Consider the following 17,922-nt stretch of genomic DNA (forward strand, 5'->3'; position numbering starts at 1 on the left):
TATAATTTTAAACTTCTTCAAAATGCGTAATATATTTCTGGTTATCAGGAGAGAATATATGGTGAGGGTGAAAAAACGCTCATTTCTTATCATGACTTTGCTGGCGCCTTTGCTTTTCGTGGGATTCTATGCCACCGTCATTTGGGTTGCCGTCGGATCTGTGGATACCAAAACCGTGCAGGTTTTGGACGAAAGCCGACTCTTTACCGGGAAATTTAAAGATTCGGAGTCCATGAAATTTATTTATCTGGAATCTTCGATTGATTCGGCCAAGGCAGGTTTCAGAAGAAGCGAAGCAAATGCGCTGGTATTTATTCCGAAAGATATTATCAAAAAGCCTAAAAGCCTCCGGATATATTCTGCTAAGAATGTAAGCATGGATATGAAATCCGAAATCGAGAAAGTGATCGAGAAGGAGATAGAGGATATCAAACTTTCCGAGGCCGGGATCACGCACAAAATTCTGGAAGATTCACGCGTAAATGTGAGTTCTGAAACGATCAGCCTGAGCGAAGAAGGTGAAAAAACCAGTAGTTCGGGTGCAGCAACAGTCATAGGCGGGATTTGTGCCTTTTTGATCTATATGTCGGTGTTTATTTATGGTACACAGGTGATGCGCGGGATCACCGAAGAAAAGACCAGCCGGATCGTGGAAGTGATCATTTCTTCGGTAAAGCCATTTCATTTGATGCTGGGGAAAATAATTGGGGTAGCGCTGGTGGGGTTGACGCAATTCGTACTCTGGATTCTGCTGACTGCTTCGCTGACCAGCGCGGCCTCAGCTGTCATGAGCAGCAAAATGCCAAAAGACCCGGCACAAATGGCCCAGGAAATGCAAAAAGTGCAAAATGGTATGCCCAACCAGGGAATGCCTGGGGGTAATGTAGAAAATCCGGTAGCAGAAGTGCTGGGTGCGGTCAATAGTTTGAACATTCCGTTGATAATCGGTTGCTTCCTGTTCTACTACCTTGGCGGATACCTTCTTTACAGTGCACTTTTTGGCGCAGTTGGGGCGGCGGTCGACAATGATGCGGACACCCAGCAATTTATGCTTCCCATTACATTGCCTATTATTTTTTCATTTGTCTTCGCCCAATTCGTACTCCGTGATCCAGACGGGACATTGGCTTTCTGGACATCCATTATCCCCTTTACCTCTCCGATTATCATGATGGTCAGAATTCCTTTTGGAGTGCCCGCATGGGAAATCGCGCTTTCTATGGTATTGCTGGTGCTGGGTTTTATGGGTACTACATGGCTGGCTGCCCGGATTTACCGGGTTGGGATATTGATGTACGGTAAAAAAGTCAGCTATAAAGAGCTGGCAAAGTGGATTTTTTATAAGTGATGCTTCCGGCCTCAGCTTTTTCCTGATCGCCGCTGTCTGTGATTTTGTTAACGTTTTTTAAGAGAACGAAAACCTTACAGTTGAGGTAATTTTGCTATTTTTGGCCGACCAATGATAAAACCGCTCAAAAAAGGGCAATCATCCTTGCTCATTTTGCTGAAAATTTTTAAATCTTACTGTCTCTCAAATGACGCGTTTTAACCGTTCCAACAACCTTACGGGTTGGATTGTTTTCGCAATTGCTTTAATCACATATACACTGACAGTTGAAAGGACTGCAAGTTTCTGGGATTGCGGAGAATTTATAGCTTGCGCTTTTAAATTGCAGGTACCACACCCTCCCGGAGCTCCCTTTTTCCTGCTGGTCGGACGGATTTTTTCTCTTTTTGCTTTCGGGGATTTAAGTAACGTTGCGTACTGGATCAACATGGTTTCCGTACTGAGCAGTGCTTTTACTATTCTTTTCCTTTTCTGGACAATCACACTTTTAGCCCGTAAACTGATTGCAAAAAGTGATGAAGAACTTACTTCTGCCGATATCATTCTTTTGATGGGGTCAGGAATTGTAGGTGCCCTGGCGTATACCTGGTCAGATTCGTTCTGGTTTTCGGCTGTGGAAGCGGAAGTATACGGGATGTCGTCCTTCTTTACGGCGATCGTGATCTGGGCTGTTTTTAAGTGGGAGAGAGTCGACGATCCCGCTGCTGAAAACCGCTGGCTGATATTCATTGCTTACCTCGTAGGTCTTTCGATCGGGGTCCACTTGCTCAATCTGGTTACTATTCCTGCTCTTGCATTGGTGTATTACTTTAAAAAATACCCCAAAACTTCTGTTTTTGGAGGTATTCTGGCTTTTGTAGGTGGCTTGGTAATACTGGCAATCATCAACTCCGGAATTATCCCGGGTCTGCCAAGTATCGCCGGAAAGTTTGAGATATTTTTTGTTAACTCGCTTGGCCTGCCCTATAAGTCGGGCGTTATATTCTTTATCATTATTTTCATCGGTTCCCTGATCTGGGGTATCAGGTATTCGCACAAGAAAGGTAACGTCCTGTTAAACACAAGTTTGCTTTCACTTGCGTTCGTGTTAATAGGTTATGCGAGTTATCTGATGGTTTTGGTTAGAGCTGAATACAATCCACCGATCAACGAAAACAATCCGAATGATGTACTGAGCTTCGTTTCTTATCTTAAAAGAGAGCAGTATGGCAGCCGGCCTTTGCTTTTCGGACCCTCTTTTGTGTCGCGCCCGGTAAGCCAGAAACGCGGTGCACCTATGTACCGGAAACAAGATGGTAAGTATGCAATTTACGACTACCGTCCGGAGTATGAATACGAGCCAGGCAGCAGCATGCTTTTGCCGCGTATGTACAGCACGCAGCCGGGCCATCCGCAATTATACCAGCAAATGACCGGGCTTGCCGAGGGACAGAAACCGACGATGGTACATAACCTATCGTTTATGTTCTCCTACCAGATCGGACACATGTACTGGAGGTATTTTCTCTGGAATTTCGTAGGCCGGGAAAGTGATGAAGAGGGCGCGGGAAATATGCTGCCGTGGGATGCAGGCAAGAAATATCCGTCTGCAATAGCTAATAATAAAGCGCACGATAACTACTTTATGCTTCCGTTTATACTTGGGTTGCTGGGTGTTGTAATCGTGTATTTCCGTCAGAAGCGGGATTTGCTTGTACTGGGTTTGCTGTTTGTTTTAACAGGCGTGGCCCTGGTGGTATACCTGAACTCACCGCCGACGGAGCCACGTGAGCGGGACTATATTTATGTGGGTTCTTTCTATATATTCTGTATCTGGATTGGGTTCGGTGTGATTTCGGTGGCTGATGGTATCAGTAAATTTATTCAGAATGCATCCACACGTGCAGGGGTTGCTACCGCTTTATGTCTTGTGGTTCCGGTGATCATGGGTAGCAAAGGATGGGACAACCACAACCGCGCTCACCGTTATCATTCAGTTGATTTTGCCAAAAACCTGCTGAACAGCTGCGCGCCAAATGCCATTCTTTTTACAGGCGGAGACAATGATACATTCCCGTTGTGGTATGTGCAGGAAGTGGAGGGTTTCAGAACGGATGTCCGTGTTTGTAACTTGAGCCTGCTTGGTACTGACTGGTATATCGATCAGATGAAACGCAAAACATACTTGTCAGAAGCATTGCCAATTTCATTGGAAAAAAATAACTATGCCTTCGGTAAAAATGATATCGTTCCATTTTATGAAATCCCAAGCGTGAAAGCAGGTATTAACCTGAAAGAATATCTTGGACTTGTAAAACAGGAGAATAAAGCCATTCAGGTTCCTTTGACGAGCGGAGATATGACGTCTATTCTGCCATCTTCAGTTTTGTTCCTGCCTGTGAATGCAGATGCTGTCAAGAAAATGAATATCATCAAAAGCGATCTGGTTCCTTTTGTAAGCGATTCTATCAGCTGGACGATTGGGAAAAGCGACTTGTACAAGTCTGACCTGATCATGCTGGATATCATCGCGACCAATGACTGGAAAAGACCGATTTATTTCTCGTCAACACTGGGTGGTTCAAGTTACATGAACCTTAAGGAATATATGCAGCTCGAAGGATATGCATATCGCCTGCTTCCGGTGAAAGTACCGGGTGCCAGCGACGGTTATGTCAATGCTGATGTGATGTATAATAACTTGATGAATAAGATGTTCTGGCGTGAAATGGATAACCCGAACACCTATTATGACAATACCTACCTGGGGTCTCCGGTAGCGACAGCACGTATCGCATTTCTGCGTCTTACCGGCCAGCTGATCGCGGATGGACGTAAGGACGAGGCTAAAAAGGCGATTGATAAATCTCTTGCTACAATGCCTGATAAGAGTATTCCTTATGATCAGTTTTCTGCCAATTTTATCGGGCCGCTTTTTGATCTGGGTGAAACAAAAAGAGCTTTGGAAATTGCCGAAACCATGGCTGTACGCTCAGACGAAGTATTAACCTGGGCAAAAGACAATGGTACTACCAGACGTCGCGACAGCAATGTGTATCTGTACATCATGCAGATTATCGTGCAGGAATGTCGGGAAGCAAAACAAGAAGCCGCTGCGAAGAAGTACGAAGCAATTTTCCAGAAACACCTGGCGGCTTTTAACATGTACGGCGGGGCGCAGTAATTGAAGCATATATGAAGAAAACGGAAGTTGCCATAGCCGCAGCTTCCGTTTTTTACTTCAGTCCAATCCTACTCTCACCCATACCAGTCGATGGTCCGAACTTGATTCCCGTTTCTCGACTAGTTCTGCCAATGGTTCCCCTTTTTCCGGCCAGAAAACGCCGCTGTCAATGACTTTGAACCCAAGCCGTGACGGTAGTACATAATCTGCTCGCATGCGCCACATGGCGGTGTGGTTTTTTGCAAAAGTATTATTCGGGCTATGCGTGGCGCCGCCTTTACTGGCCGGTGTAAAATCTGTATTGATCTTTGGGTGGCTTAGGAGAGATTTGATGCCGCCGGAAATAGCATCTCCTTCGTCAGGGGATGCATTCTGATCGCCAAGTATTACAAAAGAAGAATTAGGGGTTAGTCCGCCTTTTCCGCCGCGGTCGTCGTAGATGTACGAACTCAGATGGTCACTGATATAGTCCCGCCAGAAACGGATTTCATCATGGTTCCGTTTGCCGTTGCGGTCCTCAGGGCCGTCAAAAGTGGGCGGGGTGGGATGGCTGGCGAGGATGTGTACGGTTTTGTTGCCGGCTTTGACCGGAATGTCCCAATGCGATTTGGAAGAAAGCGGGAATTTATTCCAGGCATCCTGAGCGTACCAGTCGGTACCATCGGTTTTTGTCGTTTTGAGTCCGCCAGGCATGTCTTTCCATTTGAAATTCTGGAAAGTCCGGACTTTACTGATGTCAATGGGATACCTTGATAAAAGGACCATTCCGTACTGTCCGGGATATGCGCCGAAACCCCATGCGTCGGAACCGAATTGCTCGAATTTTCCATTGTTGTCAAGATCGTATGGAGTTGGCTGACCAGTATTGACGGTCGAATAGTAATAATAGGGGTAATTTAACGGTTTGTAGCCGTCTGACGAGTCTGCGAGGTAGGCACTGATGAATTTCCGGACGCCGGATTCCGGATCTTTGATATAATCAAATTCGTTCAAAAGGATGACGTCCGGGCGAACAGATTTAATAATCTTTGCAATATTATGAATTTGTGAATTTTTGCCGGAGGAGAGTTCCTTAACCAATACCTGCTCCGAAATACCTTTAGTCCCTCTTGGCACGTAGTTCTCAGCCTCCATACTTACGTTAAAAGTTGCGAAGGTAAGTTCAGTTGGTTGATCTGATTGGGCGTATAACATGGCAGAATATAGTAGCGCAATAAGCATTGAGATCGTTTTCATAAAGCAATTTTGATTTCGCTGATGGAACATTCATGAAATGTAGAAGACCAAGATATTTCATTCCCACTAAAAAAGAAAAGAGCCGGATCATCACTGAAACGGCTCTGTAACTTTCTGATTCTTGAATATCAACTTTATTGATCAATGAAAGAAATCCTTCATTTTATCAAAAAATCCTTTTTCATTCTTTCCGGGCTTCGGCTGAAAATTGGGTGAGTGGCGTAGTGACTCTAACGTCTCTCTTTCGTCTGATGACAATTGCTGAGGCGTCCAGACATTAATATGCACCAATTGGTCCCCTTTTCCGTATCCGTTGATATCCTTGATCCCTTTGCCTTTCAAACGGAGTATTTTGCCTGCCTGCGTACCGGATTCTACGGTTATGCGTGCTTTCCCATCGATGGTAGGGATTTCTACTGAGGTGCCCAGGGTTGCATCGATAAAGCTGAGATGCATATCAAAGACAATATTATTGCCGTCTCTTTTCAGCTGAGCATCTTCCTCCTCCTCGATCACGATCAGCAGATCACCCGCAACGCCTCCCCGGGAAGGAACATTTCCCTTTCCGGACATCGAAAGCTGCATACCTTCGGCAACACCACCGGGAATGTTAAGTGTGATCAGGTCATCCTGCAGCAGCCTGCCTTCACCGGCGCATGAATCACATCTTTCGCTAATGATTTTACCGTCTCCGTTACATGTAGGACAAGTACTGGTAGATACCATCTGTCCCAGCATAGTGCTCACAACCTTGCGTACCTGGCCGGTTCCGTTACAGGAATTACAATTTGTAAGTGCAGTACCGTGTTTTGCACCATTGCCTCCGCAAGTGTTACAGGTAACATGCCTTTTCACCTTTATTTTTTTCTCAACGCCATTGGCGACTTCTTCCAGGTTCAGCTTGAGCTTAATTCTCAAATCCGAACCTCGGCGTACCCGGCGACCGTTTCCTCCGCCTGCGCGACCGAAAATATCACCAAAGGGGCTGCTATCTCCAAAAATATCCCCAAACTGGGAGAAAATGTCATCCATAGAAAATCCGCCGCCGCTAAACCCGCCTGCACCGGCACCAGCGCCGCCCACACCGGCGTGCCCAAACTGGTCATAACGCTGGCGTTTGCTGTCATCACTCAGGACGCTGTATGCTTCCGCTGCTTCTTTGAATTTATCCTCTGCAGTCGGGTCGTCAGGATTCTTGTCAGGGTGAAACTTGATCGCTAGCTTGCGATAAGCCTTTTTTATTTCATCGGCGGCAGCACCGCGATCTACCCCCAGGATTTCGTAGTAATCTCTTTTCTTTGCCATTTTATATTTTCTAATGTACCATGTAAAGCGGCTGATGCCATGTTGAGAATCAATGATGGATGCCTTTGGTCATTATACATCATACATTTTGAATAAATTCTTATGCGCCTACGATCACTTTTGCATAGCGGATCACTTTGTCATTCAGGTAATACCCTTTTTCGATCTCATCAATTACTTTACCTTTAAGATCTTCGGAAGGAGCCGGAAATTGCGCGATGGATTCATGTAACTCAGCGTCAAAAGTTTCGCCTTTGGATACCATGGGCTTCAAACCTTTGGATTCCAATGTTTTAAACAGTTTGTTGTAAATAAGATCAACCCCTTCCTTCAGCGCATCGATTTCGGTAGATGAATCGAAAGAAACCTTTGCACGCTCAAAATCATCCACCACCGGCAAAACTGATTTCAGCATATCTGCACTCGCTCCTGAAATCATTTCCAGTTTTTCCTTCGCGGTACGTCTGCGGAAGTTCTCAAAATCGGCATAAAGACGCAGGTATTTATCTTTCAGCTCCGCAATTTCCATTTTTGCGCTTTCCAGCGGGTCGGCTGCTGCCGAGGGGGCCTCACCGGTAATTTCCTCACCCGCATTATCCAAAGGCACGGAATTGGATTGAATATTTTCTTCGTCGTTGTCAGTTTCCAATGGAGCTTTGTCCTCGTTCATCTCGTAAATTTTGTCTTGATCTATGTTGAATTTTGTATTTTCCGGCATGTTTTCTAGCGGTTACGTGACTTAAGTCAGCGACTTTTCCTTCTTAAATTATTTTGCCAGCGCTAAAATACTGACAAGATGACATTTTAACATCAATTCTTAACTTTGCCTGATGACAACCCAGGATCTCATACACCAGGAAAGAAGCCAGTTTATTAAATCAAAGGCCCTTGAAAATGGTTTTGATTTTTGCGGGATTTCCAGAGCTGACTTTTTGGAAGAGGAGGCGCCGCGACTGGAAAACTGGCTGAAACACAACCATCATGGGGCCATGGCGTACATGGCCAATCATTTTGACAAGCGGCTTGATCCCCGAAAATTGGTGGAAGGAGCGAAGAGTGTCATATCCGTGCTACTCAATTATTATCCCGAAGAAAGGTTACCGGAAGGACCGGAAGATCTTAAACTTTCCAAGTACGCGTACGGAAAAGACTATCATTTCGTATTAAAGGATAAGCTTGGTGCCCTCTTGCTGGCTATTCAGGAAGAGATCGGAGAGGTGAGCGGCAGGATTTTTGTGGACTCGGCTCCGGTCATGGATAAAGCGTGGGCTGCGAAGAGCGGATTGGGCTGGGTAGGAAAACATTCTAATCTGCTGAACCGGGACATGGGGAGCTTCTTTTTTATCGGGGAAATAATCTGCGACCTCGAGCTGGCTTATGACGGTGCCGTGCAGGACTATTGCGGCACATGTACCCGATGCATTGACGCTTGCCCTACGGATGCCATCACTGAGCCCTATGTGGTTGACGGGAGCAAGTGCATCAGCTATTACACCATTGAGTTGAAAGAAGCAATCCCGGCGGATGCGCGCGGGAAATTTGACAACTGGATTTTTGGCTGTGATATATGTCAGGATGTGTGCCCCTGGAACCGTTTTGCCAAGCCGAATACTACTAAAGAATTTGCTTTGCACCATGGTTTAGCCGGATTTTCAAATAACGACTGGCAGGAGATCACAGAGGAAGTTTTTCAGGAGCTATTCAGGAAATCGCCCTTAAAAAGAACGAAATATAGTGGCCTGAAGCGTAATATTGAGTTCGTCAAGCCTTCTAGAGAAAAGAAGTAAATAATTCCTAAACATTTTATATTTGAATTCGGGAGTTCCTCGTGATGACTGAATAAAATACTCGTAGCATGAGAAAACAATCTGTCAATCTTTGGGCCGTGCTTGTGTGTGTGGTTATTGGTCAAATTATACCCGCGTTATGGTATAACATGTTCTCAGAGCAATGGATGGCACTAAGTGGCTTCAAGATGCAGGATATAAAAACCGCTACGAGCCCCGTTCCGTATCTTGCCAGTATCGTTTCCACTTCTTTTATGACATATACATTGGCTTGGGTCTTCACCAAGATCCCGGTCAAATCTCTGCTGGCCGGTTTCCTGACCGGACTGCTTTTCGGTGTCGTTTTTATCCTTTTCGAAATCATAGTCCGCGATATGTTCGCGATGAAGCCCCTTTTGCTCTCTTTCATCGACGGTGGTGTGATGGTGATAGTTTTTGCCGTTACCGGCACAATCCTGGGGGTCTGGCGTAAATACGACTAGCAATAGTGTCTTTGCAGCGCCTGATGCTACTGTACTCTTTCTTTCCTTTCATTTTTCTGGATCTGGCGTCACAGTCCGGCAGGCTGTGATAGGTCTCTGGCTCAGAATAATGCCATTTTGTTAACTCTTAAAATCGAATTATTTCTGAATATTTATATTTGGAAACGGAATATTTATATTCTCTTCAAATCGTCATTGGCGTGTAGGTTCGTACACGCAGTATAGAGTTGTTTTTTAAAATGTCGTAAGGACAAATATTATTCTACTTTTTCTGATAATACAGAACTTTTTCTACTTTAACTTGTGATCATGTCAAAATATTAGATAAGTACAATTAAATTTTCTAAAATATTTTGTTTGTGACGGTAAATAGTTTTAAATTTCTTAAAATTCTTAAAATACAATTGAAACCTATGAAAAGACAATTACTCGACTTGCTGTTTACAGTTCTTGTGACAGCGCTCCTCGTAACACCCACCATGGCTCAGGACCGGCAGCTGACAGGAAAGGTCATTGACGAAAATGGCTCGGGACTGCCTGGTGCAAACATCCTCATCAAGGGTTCTACGCGTGGAACAAACACCGATGCCGAAGGGAATTTCAGCTTATCCATGCCCGGAAGTGGTGTGCTCATCGTTTCCTCTGTTGGATATACTTCCAAGGAGATCAATGTAACCGAATCGGTTTCCAATGTTTCGGTAAGTCTTGATCCCGACGTGCGGAACCTTGGAGAAGTGGTGGTAACCGCCCTGGGTATTTCCAAAGAGCAAAAGACGCTCAGCTATGCGACGCAGATCATCAACACAGACAATTTTGCCAAAGCAAGGGAATTGAACGTTGCCAATTCTCTGTCTGGCCGGGTTGCTGGTCTTGATATCGTTCGTTCGTCCTCTGGGGTAGGTGGATCAAGCCGCGTTGTTTTGCGTGGTGACCGGTCCATTACCGGGAACAACCAGGCGCTGATTGTAGTGGATGGTGTACCTATAGATAACTCAAATTTCAGCCCCGGCAATGCAAACGGTGGCCGTGATGCGAGTGACGGGCTTTCCAGTATTAACCCGGACGATATCGAATCGATCAACGTACTGAGAGGAGCTTCGGCGACAGCCTTGTACGGAAGCCGCGCGGCAAATGGTGCATTATTGATCACGACCAAAAAAGGTGCGGTGCGTAAAGGTGTCGGCGTGAACATCAACAGCACATTCCAGATGGAGCAGGCCATGGAACTTCAAAAATTCCAGAATGTGTACGGACAGGGCGTAGAGGGTAAATTTTTCCCGAACAGCGAATTTAGCTGGGGCCCAAAAATGGACGGCCAGCAGGTAGCTGCCTGGGGACCTGATCCGGCAAATAAAGGCAAAACATATGCCTATTCGCCTCAACCCAACTCTTACAAAGACTTCTATTCAACCGGAACTTCAATTGCCAACTCTGTCTCTCTGACTGCGGGCAATGAAAAAGTACAGACGTATTTTTCTTATACCAATACGACTGCGAAAGGAGTTGTTTCCAATAACAAACTAAGCAGACACAATTTCAACCTTCGGCTTTCAAGCCAGATTACCAGCAAGCTCAGCTTCGACGGTAAAGTCACTTATCTGAGCGAGAAAATTGACAATAGACAGCAAACCGGTGAAGCTTTTGCGAACCTGCAGCGTCACATTCTGCGTCTGCCGAGAAGTATTTCTCTGGACCAGGCTAAAAGCTATGAATATGTAGATCCTGCAACTGGTAAAACGCTGCAGAACTACTGGAACCCGGGTTCTAACGGTGGCCAAAATCCTTACTGGATCAAAAATAAAGTATTGGCGCTGGATAACAGGGACAGGATCTATGGATTTACCTCGCTAAACTATAAAGTAACGTCGTGGCTGAACGTTATGGGACGCGCCGGTTATGATAAGTATATTGATAAATTCGAAGGTAAATGGCATACAAATACTTATACCATCGCTGATTTTGGGGATTATCAAACCAACTGGAGAGATAATGCCGAACTGAACCTGGATTTGTTTGCGCTTGTAAGCAAACAGTTTGGTGAAGACTTCAAACTGGACGGAACAGTAGGAGGTAACATCCTGCAACGTGATTACCTGAACCATCAAACGCTCAACAATGGTTTGAACCGCGATAACTTGTTCGTAACCACCAACGCCAGAAACTCGGTTACCAACCGGTCGGTTACACAAACCCGCAAACAAGGTGTGTTCGCTTCCGCTGACTTGATCTGGAAAGATGCTTTAACGCTTTCAGCATCGGCAAGAAATGACTGGTCGTCTACATTACCGACAGCCAATCAGTCCTACTTCTTCCCATCGGTAGGTGCTGCGGCGGTTTTGACGAGCTTGTTCAATCTTCCGCAGGCGATTTCTTTTGCCAAATTGAGAGGAAGTTATGCGTTGACGGGTAACGATGCTTCTCCATATCTTCTGACCCAGACGTATTCATATGTAGCGGGTGGAAATACGGGTTACATTGTCCGCGATGCGATCAAACCGTTCCCCGGCCTTAAACCTGAGTTGACAACCGCCAAAGAAGTTGGTCTGGAAGCGAAATTCCTGCAAAGCCGCATCGGTTTCGACCTGACACTGTACATCAGTAACTCGAAAAATCAGTTGTTCCAGGTTCCGTTGACAACTGCCTCGGGATGGAGTTCTGAGTATATCAATGCAGGTAATGTAGAGAACAAAGGTGTCGAGCTTACTTTGAACCTTGTTCCTGTTAAATCGGCAGATTTCTCCTGGAATATTGACCTGAACTATTCAAGAAACACCAATAAGCTGATCAAACTATCTGATCGCCTTGCTGTTCTGCCGCTTACCAATGACTTTATGAACTTCGTACGTGCGGAGGAAGGAAAAGCATTGGGTCAAATTTACAGCCGCGGTTATCAGCGGGACGATCAGGGACGTATCAAAGTGGGAACAAACGGAATTCCGCTGGTAACTCCGGGAACAACCGTGCCTCTGGGAACTTCACGCCCGACCTGGACTGGTGGCGTTTCGAACAGTTTAAGTTATAAAGGAATTAACCTGAGTTTCCTGATCAGCGGAAGAATAGGCGGCGTAGTGACTTCTTTTACCAATGCAGTTATTTATGCTGACGGCGTAACTGAGGAAACGCTGGCTGGCCGCGAAGGTATGGTAATCGACGGTGTCCAGGCAGACGGAAGCACAAACACGGTTTCTACCACAGCAGAAGCTTACTGGAAATTTGTAGGTGGACGTAACACGCCGATTGGTGAGGCATTTACTTACAGTGCGTCCAATATCAGGCTGAGAGAAGCGACGCTCGGTTACAGCCTTCCCCAGAAAATCATCGGAAGATCGCCGTTCCAGGGGGCCTCGCTGTCGATCGTGGGACGTAACCTGTTTTTCCTGATGAACAAGTCAAAAGGATTTGATCCTGAACTTGTGGCGGGTTCTGGTAATACGACTGTGGGTCTGGAGTCCTTCTCCATGCCGACCACACGTTCGTTGGGCTTGAATCTTAACTTGACATTCTAATTGTAAACCTGAAAGAAATGAAAAGGAGCTATAAAATATTAACACTCGCTCTCCTTACGACTGTGGCAATAGGAATGTATTCCTGTACAGGTGATTTTGAGGAGATCAATACCAATAAAACCAAGCTGACGTCCCTGGACGAGTTAGGAACTGAAAATGCATTTGCTGCGGCGCAGTACCGGTCCATCCAGGCCAGCTGGCAGACGTATCAAAGTCTTTTTGCCGATTTGCAGGGCCAGTACTTTGCGAACGTTGCCCAAAACTTTTCTTCCGACCGGAACGTAATGGTGGGCAGCTGGCTCAATGGTGCCTGGACAGGTTTCTACGGGACCGCGATACCGGCATTGTTAGGGGTTTTGGAAAACACAGGCCCTGGCGGGGCGTATGAAAACGCTGGAAAATTTGCTATCGCGAATATCTGGAAAGTGTATATGTTCCTGCCAAGGACAGACTACTGGGGCCCGATCCCTTACTCCAAAGTAGGCAGCGGGGAATCTTCAATCGAATACGATACCCAGGAATTTATCTATAAGGATTTCCTGACCACCCTGAAAACATCTACCGCTTCTCTGCAGGCATTGAAGGGTACCAAGGTTTTTGGGGCCGTAGATCAGATTTATGCCGGGGACGTGGATAAATGGATTTTGTTTGCCAACACATTGCGGTTGCGGATTTCGATGCGCATGTCCGAAGTGGAGCCCGCGCTGGCAAAAACAAATGCGGAAGAAGCAGTTGCCGGTGGCACGCTAAGTATCAATGCAGACGATGCTTTTCTGAAAGTAACTGCCAACTCATTCAACCCGATGAACCAGGCAACTGCCTGGAACGAGTTCCGTATGAGCGCGGCTATGGAAAGTGTGTTGAAAGGATATGCGGATCCCCGGATCAGCAAATACTATGCTCCCGTGCCAGGAACTACCAACACGTTTAAAGGACTGAGAAATGGTTATACGCAGGGGCAGCTTGGCGCGCCGGAGAACAACGCCAACGCAACTTCCAATGTGGCTGACATGTTTCTGCCGGCTGTACAGGCCACCAATCCATTCGCGATTATGTATGCATCAGAAGCTTATTTCCTGAAAGCAGAAGGTGTACTCAAGGGCTGGAACATGGGAACCGGTACTGCCAAAGATTTTTATGAAAAAGGAATAGAAACTGCTATGCGGCAGTGGGGAATTACTGACGCGGCCGCTGTTTCAGCTTATATCAACGGAACCACGCCGCCGGTTGCACTGGCCGATTTCTCCAAAACACCTGCTTTGACAGACGTACCGGTGAAATTCTCGGCGGATGCTACCAAACAATTGGAACAGATCATTACCCAAAAATGGCTGGCCAATTATCCGAATGGTCATGAAGCATGGGCTGAATACCGCAGAACGGGTTATCCCAAGCTATATGCCCGGATCAACTCGGATAACCCGGATTCACCGAAAGATGCTGTGGTACGTCGTACTCCTTACGTCAGCAGCGAATTGCAGACCAACAAAGCAGAAATGGATAAAGCCATCACGAAACTGGGAGGTGCAGACAATTCTGCGACCCGGCTATGGTGGGACAAGCCCTGATGCAGCAACTAACATTATTATAAACTGAGAGCGTGAGGCAGACTTTGTCTGCCTCTTTGCTATCCCGAAGTATACTATTTGGAAAAACCTTTCCTACCTTCATTTCATGCCATATTTCTTTTTCTTTTTGCTGATTTTTCTTGTCGGGTGCAAGAAAAATGACACGTTGTTCACCTTGCTGGACGCCGGGAGCACGGGCATTGACTTCAACAATTATATCGACGAGGACCCTGAAAATAATGTATTGCGGTATGGCTATTTTTACAACGGTGGAGGCGTGGCGGCGGCGGATTTTAACAACGACGGCCTCGTAGACCTGTACTTCACAGGCAACATGGTCGCCAATAAGTTGTATCTCAACAAAGGTGATTTCAAATTTGAAGATGTTTCCGAGCAATCGGGGGCGGGGCTGAATGAGGGTTGGAAAACAGGTGTGTCGGTAGTGGATATCAATGATGATGGCTGGATCGACATTTTCGTCTGCCGGGCAGGTGCTGAGGACCCGAGGCTGAGGAGCAAACTTTTGTATGTAAACAATGGAAAAACCGCCGACGGAATCCCGACATTCACAGAAAGATCAAAAGAATACGGTTTGGACGATCAGTCTTATACCACCCAGGCTGTTTTCTTTGACTACGACCGCGACGGGGACACAGATTGTTTTTTGTTGAACCATTCGGTTCAGAAATACGCAGGTTTCAGCAACCTTTTGGCCAGTTACAGAGAGCAGCGCAATGAAATTTACGGGAACAAGCTTTTACGGAACGACGGTGGCAAGTTCTCGAATGTGACCGATTCGTCCGGTATCGTCTCCAATGTTTTGAGTTTCGGCCTGGGTGTTAATATCAATGACTTTAACAATGACGGCTGGCAGGATATCTACATTGCCAATGATTACAATGAAAATGATTATCTGTACCTCAATCAGCAGAACGGGAAATTCAGGGAAGTAATCCGCGAAGCGACCGGCCACGTTTCATTGTTTTCCATGGGAACCGACGCGGCCGATCTGAACAATGACGGGCTCACGGATATCGTGACACTGGATATGCTTCCTGCCTCAAACGAGCGGATCAAGCTGACTTCCGGGGACGACAATTACGATAAATACCAACAATTGCTGAAAGCCGGTTTTCATGATCAGACCATGCGGAACATGCTGCAATTGAACAATGGCGTGAATGAAAACGGGGTACCGGTTTTCAGCGAAATAGGGCAGCTGGCCGGGATCTCCAATACAGACTGGAGCTGGGCTGCTTTAATGGCCGATTTTGACAATGACGGCTGGAAAGACATTTTTGTTTCAAACGGCTACGCGCATGACTATACCAACATGGAATTTCTGAAATACTCCGTGGACAAGCAGGTACAAGGGGGAAAAGCGCCGAGCCAAATGGAGGTTATCGCCCAAATGCCGCCTATCAATGAACCCGATTATATTTTTCAGAATCAGAAAGACCTTACATTCAAAAAGAAAATTACGGAGTGGGGATTTGAAAAAACAAACCAGTCCAATGGGGCAGTTTATGCGGACCTCGACAATGACGGGGACCTGGATCTGGTGACGAATAATGTCAGTCAAAAAGCATTTGTATACCGTAACAATGCGGAAACCAAGCTCAAAAACCAGTACCTGACAGTAAAGCTGGAATCTCCGAAATACGCTTTTCTGGCGGGAACAAAGGTAACACTATACTTAGATTCACTCACCCAGACCCAGAATTTCATTCCCGTCCGCGGTTTTCAGTCGGCTATTTGGGACCATGTACATTTCGGCCTCGGCGGAAACGCAGCTATCGACTCCCTGGAAGTGACCTGGGCCGACGGCAGCAGGCAGACAATCAAAAATATTTCCGGTAACAAGGCTATTACATTGAAATACAACGAGGCAAAAAAACAAAATGTAGTACCCACTATAAAACCCGAAACAATCTGGCAGAAAGCTGATCTGATCGGTTTCAGGCATGCAGAAGATTTCAGGAACGATTTCAGGGTACAGACATTGTTGCCGAATATGCTGAGTTACCAGGGCCCGCATTTTGCGCAAAAAGACATCAATGCAGATGGCTTGGATGATTTTTATATAGGCGGCGCTCGCGGCCAGTCGGGCGCACTTTTTATCAGCAAAAATGGCGGTTATCAGGAATCGAAACAAGAAGCTTTTCTTGAAGATGCAGCTTTCGAGGATGCCGATATGGAGTTTTTTGATGCCGACAATGATGGTGATTCCGATCTGCTTGTGACCAGCGCCGGATATGAACTCACCGCATCTGATCCGCTGGTTTTGCCGAGATTATATATCAATGATAAAGGAAATTGGAAAAAGGCAGCCTTTCCGGCAATCGGCATCAATGGTTCGGCGATTGCGGTCGGAGATGTCGATAAGGATGGTGATCTTGATGTTTTCATCGGTACGCGGGTAACGCCGGCCCGTTTCCCTGAGAGTGCGGGAGGGGTTATGCTGTTGAACGATGGAAAAGGAATTTTTACAGATCAGACAAAAACCGTCGCTGCCCAGTTTTCAAAGGCGGGCATGATTACGGACGCATCCTTTCAGGATCTGAACAAAGACGGATATCCCGAACTGCTGATCACAACCGACTGGATGCCGGTCCAGGTTTACAGCAATAGCAAGGGGAGATTCACGGATGCCAGTAATGCCTGGGGGACGTCGGACTTGCACGGTTGCTGGAATGTGATCAAGCCGGCGGACCTGGATGGAGACGGGGATATGGATTTTGTGGTGGGCAATATGGGCACGAACTGGCAGTGGAGCATTACATCGCCCGCGGGGCTTTCGATCTATGCGTCCGATTTTGACGGACTGGGCCGGGTGGTCCCGGTGATCAGCGTTACGGAGGGCGGCAAGGAATATCCTTATGCCAGCCGCGACGAGTTATTGGACCAGATTCCGTCACTGAAGAAAAAATATCCCAGCTACATAACCTATTCTAAAGCCTCGTTGGCTGAAATCCTTCCAGCGGAGAAACTCGAAAAAGCGCAAAAATTGACAGCAAGGGAATTCAGGAGCGGTATCCTGGAAAATAAGAATGGGAAACTGATTTTTCATCCTTTGCCAGTCCAGGCACAGTTCGCGCCGGTGTATGCAATTTCCATTTCCGATATCAATCATGACGGTAAATCGGACATTATTCTTGGCGGGAATGTCAAACAAACCAGGGTAAGGATTGGTAAAAATGATGCGAGTCTGGTGCAGGTATTTTTGAATAAAGGCAAACTAAAATTTGGATATGTTCCGCAATCTTCGAGCGGACTTTATATAGCCGGTGATGTGCGTAGTCTTTCGACAGTGCAGGTCAATCAGGAAACCTTTCTTATCGGAGGCGTAAATAATGCTGATTTGTTTTCCTATAAGCTGAACACCCGGGCAAAGTAGCATTTGAGGGATAAGAAATGTAAATTTTCTTATCCCTTTTTCTAAATTTATAATACTAAGTTTTAACTTCAACTTTCGGTGGAAGTTTTTTCACTCTTGGTAAATCCTCTTTTTTTAAACGCTCGGTACA

General features: G+C 46.2%; 10 protein-coding genes. 7 read left to right on the forward strand and 3 right to left on the reverse strand.

Annotated features, from left to right (window positions below; genetic code table 11):
* The first annotated feature begins 22 nt into the window (after nucleotides 1-22).
* The gene (locus tag FBF61_RS12780; RefSeq protein WP_138477617.1) at nucleotides 23-1,348 is read left to right on the forward strand and encodes an ABC transporter permease; all 1,326 of its coding nucleotides are present in this window, start codon (nucleotides 23-25) and stop codon (nucleotides 1,346-1,348) included.
* Nucleotides 1,349-1,535: 187 nt separating this feature from the next.
* Nucleotides 1,536-4,511 (forward strand): glycosyltransferase family 117 protein, encoded by a 2,976-nt coding sequence (locus tag FBF61_RS12785; RefSeq protein WP_138477619.1) that lies wholly within the window; start codon nucleotides 1,536-1,538, stop codon nucleotides 4,509-4,511.
* A gap of 57 nt (nucleotides 4,512-4,568) precedes the next feature.
* Here FBF61_RS12785 and FBF61_RS12790 read toward each other — a convergent pair whose 3' ends face one another.
* From FBF61_RS12790 to FBF61_RS12800, 3 genes are all read right to left on the reverse strand, one after another.
* The gene (locus tag FBF61_RS12790; RefSeq protein WP_138477621.1) at nucleotides 4,569-5,747 is read right to left on the reverse strand and encodes an endonuclease/exonuclease/phosphatase family protein; all 1,179 of its coding nucleotides are present in this window, start codon (nucleotides 5,745-5,747) and stop codon (nucleotides 4,569-4,571) included.
* A 141-nt stretch (nucleotides 5,748-5,888) separates the two neighbouring features.
* Nucleotides 5,889-7,052, reverse strand: a complete 1,164-nt coding sequence (dnaJ, locus tag FBF61_RS12795) for a molecular chaperone DnaJ (protein WP_138477623.1) — start codon at nucleotides 7,050-7,052, stop codon at nucleotides 5,889-5,891.
* 100 nt (nucleotides 7,053-7,152) lie between these two features.
* Entirely contained in the window at nucleotides 7,153-7,770 is a 618-nt protein-coding gene (locus FBF61_RS12800; RefSeq protein ID WP_138477625.1) for a nucleotide exchange factor GrpE, read from the reverse strand.
* Between the two features lie 112 nt (nucleotides 7,771-7,882).
* On the opposite strand from FBF61_RS12800, the gene queG reads away from it, so the two are divergent.
* The 5 genes from queG to FBF61_RS12825 all read left to right on the forward strand — a co-directional run bounded on the left by queG (nucleotide 7,883) and on the right by FBF61_RS12825 (nucleotide 17,792).
* Entirely contained in the window at nucleotides 7,883-8,839 is a 957-nt protein-coding gene (gene queG, locus FBF61_RS12805) for a tRNA epoxyqueuosine(34) reductase QueG (protein WP_138477627.1), read from the forward strand.
* A gap of 68 nt (nucleotides 8,840-8,907) precedes the next feature.
* Nucleotides 8,908-9,321: a DUF1761 domain-containing protein gene (locus tag FBF61_RS12810; protein ID WP_138477629.1), complete on the forward strand. Its 414-nt coding sequence runs from the start codon at nucleotides 8,908-8,910 to the stop codon at nucleotides 9,319-9,321.
* Between the two features lie 413 nt (nucleotides 9,322-9,734).
* Nucleotides 9,735-12,827, forward strand: a complete 3,093-nt coding sequence (locus tag FBF61_RS12815) for a SusC/RagA family TonB-linked outer membrane protein (protein WP_138477631.1) — start codon at nucleotides 9,735-9,737, stop codon at nucleotides 12,825-12,827.
* A gap of 17 nt (nucleotides 12,828-12,844) precedes the next feature.
* Nucleotides 12,845-14,395, forward strand: coding sequence for a SusD/RagB family nutrient-binding outer membrane lipoprotein (locus FBF61_RS12820; RefSeq protein ID WP_138477633.1), 1,551 nt, complete (start codon nucleotides 12,845-12,847; stop codon nucleotides 14,393-14,395).
* 106 nt (nucleotides 14,396-14,501) lie between these two features.
* Nucleotides 14,502-17,792, forward strand: coding sequence for a VCBS repeat-containing protein (locus FBF61_RS12825; RefSeq protein WP_138477635.1), 3,291 nt, complete (start codon nucleotides 14,502-14,504; stop codon nucleotides 17,790-17,792).
* Nucleotides 17,793-17,922 lie beyond the last annotated feature (130 nt).

The sequence above is a fragment of the Dyadobacter bucti genome (assembly GCF_005869225.1).
Classification (GTDB): domain Bacteria; phylum Bacteroidota; class Bacteroidia; order Cytophagales; family Spirosomataceae; genus Dyadobacter; species Dyadobacter bucti.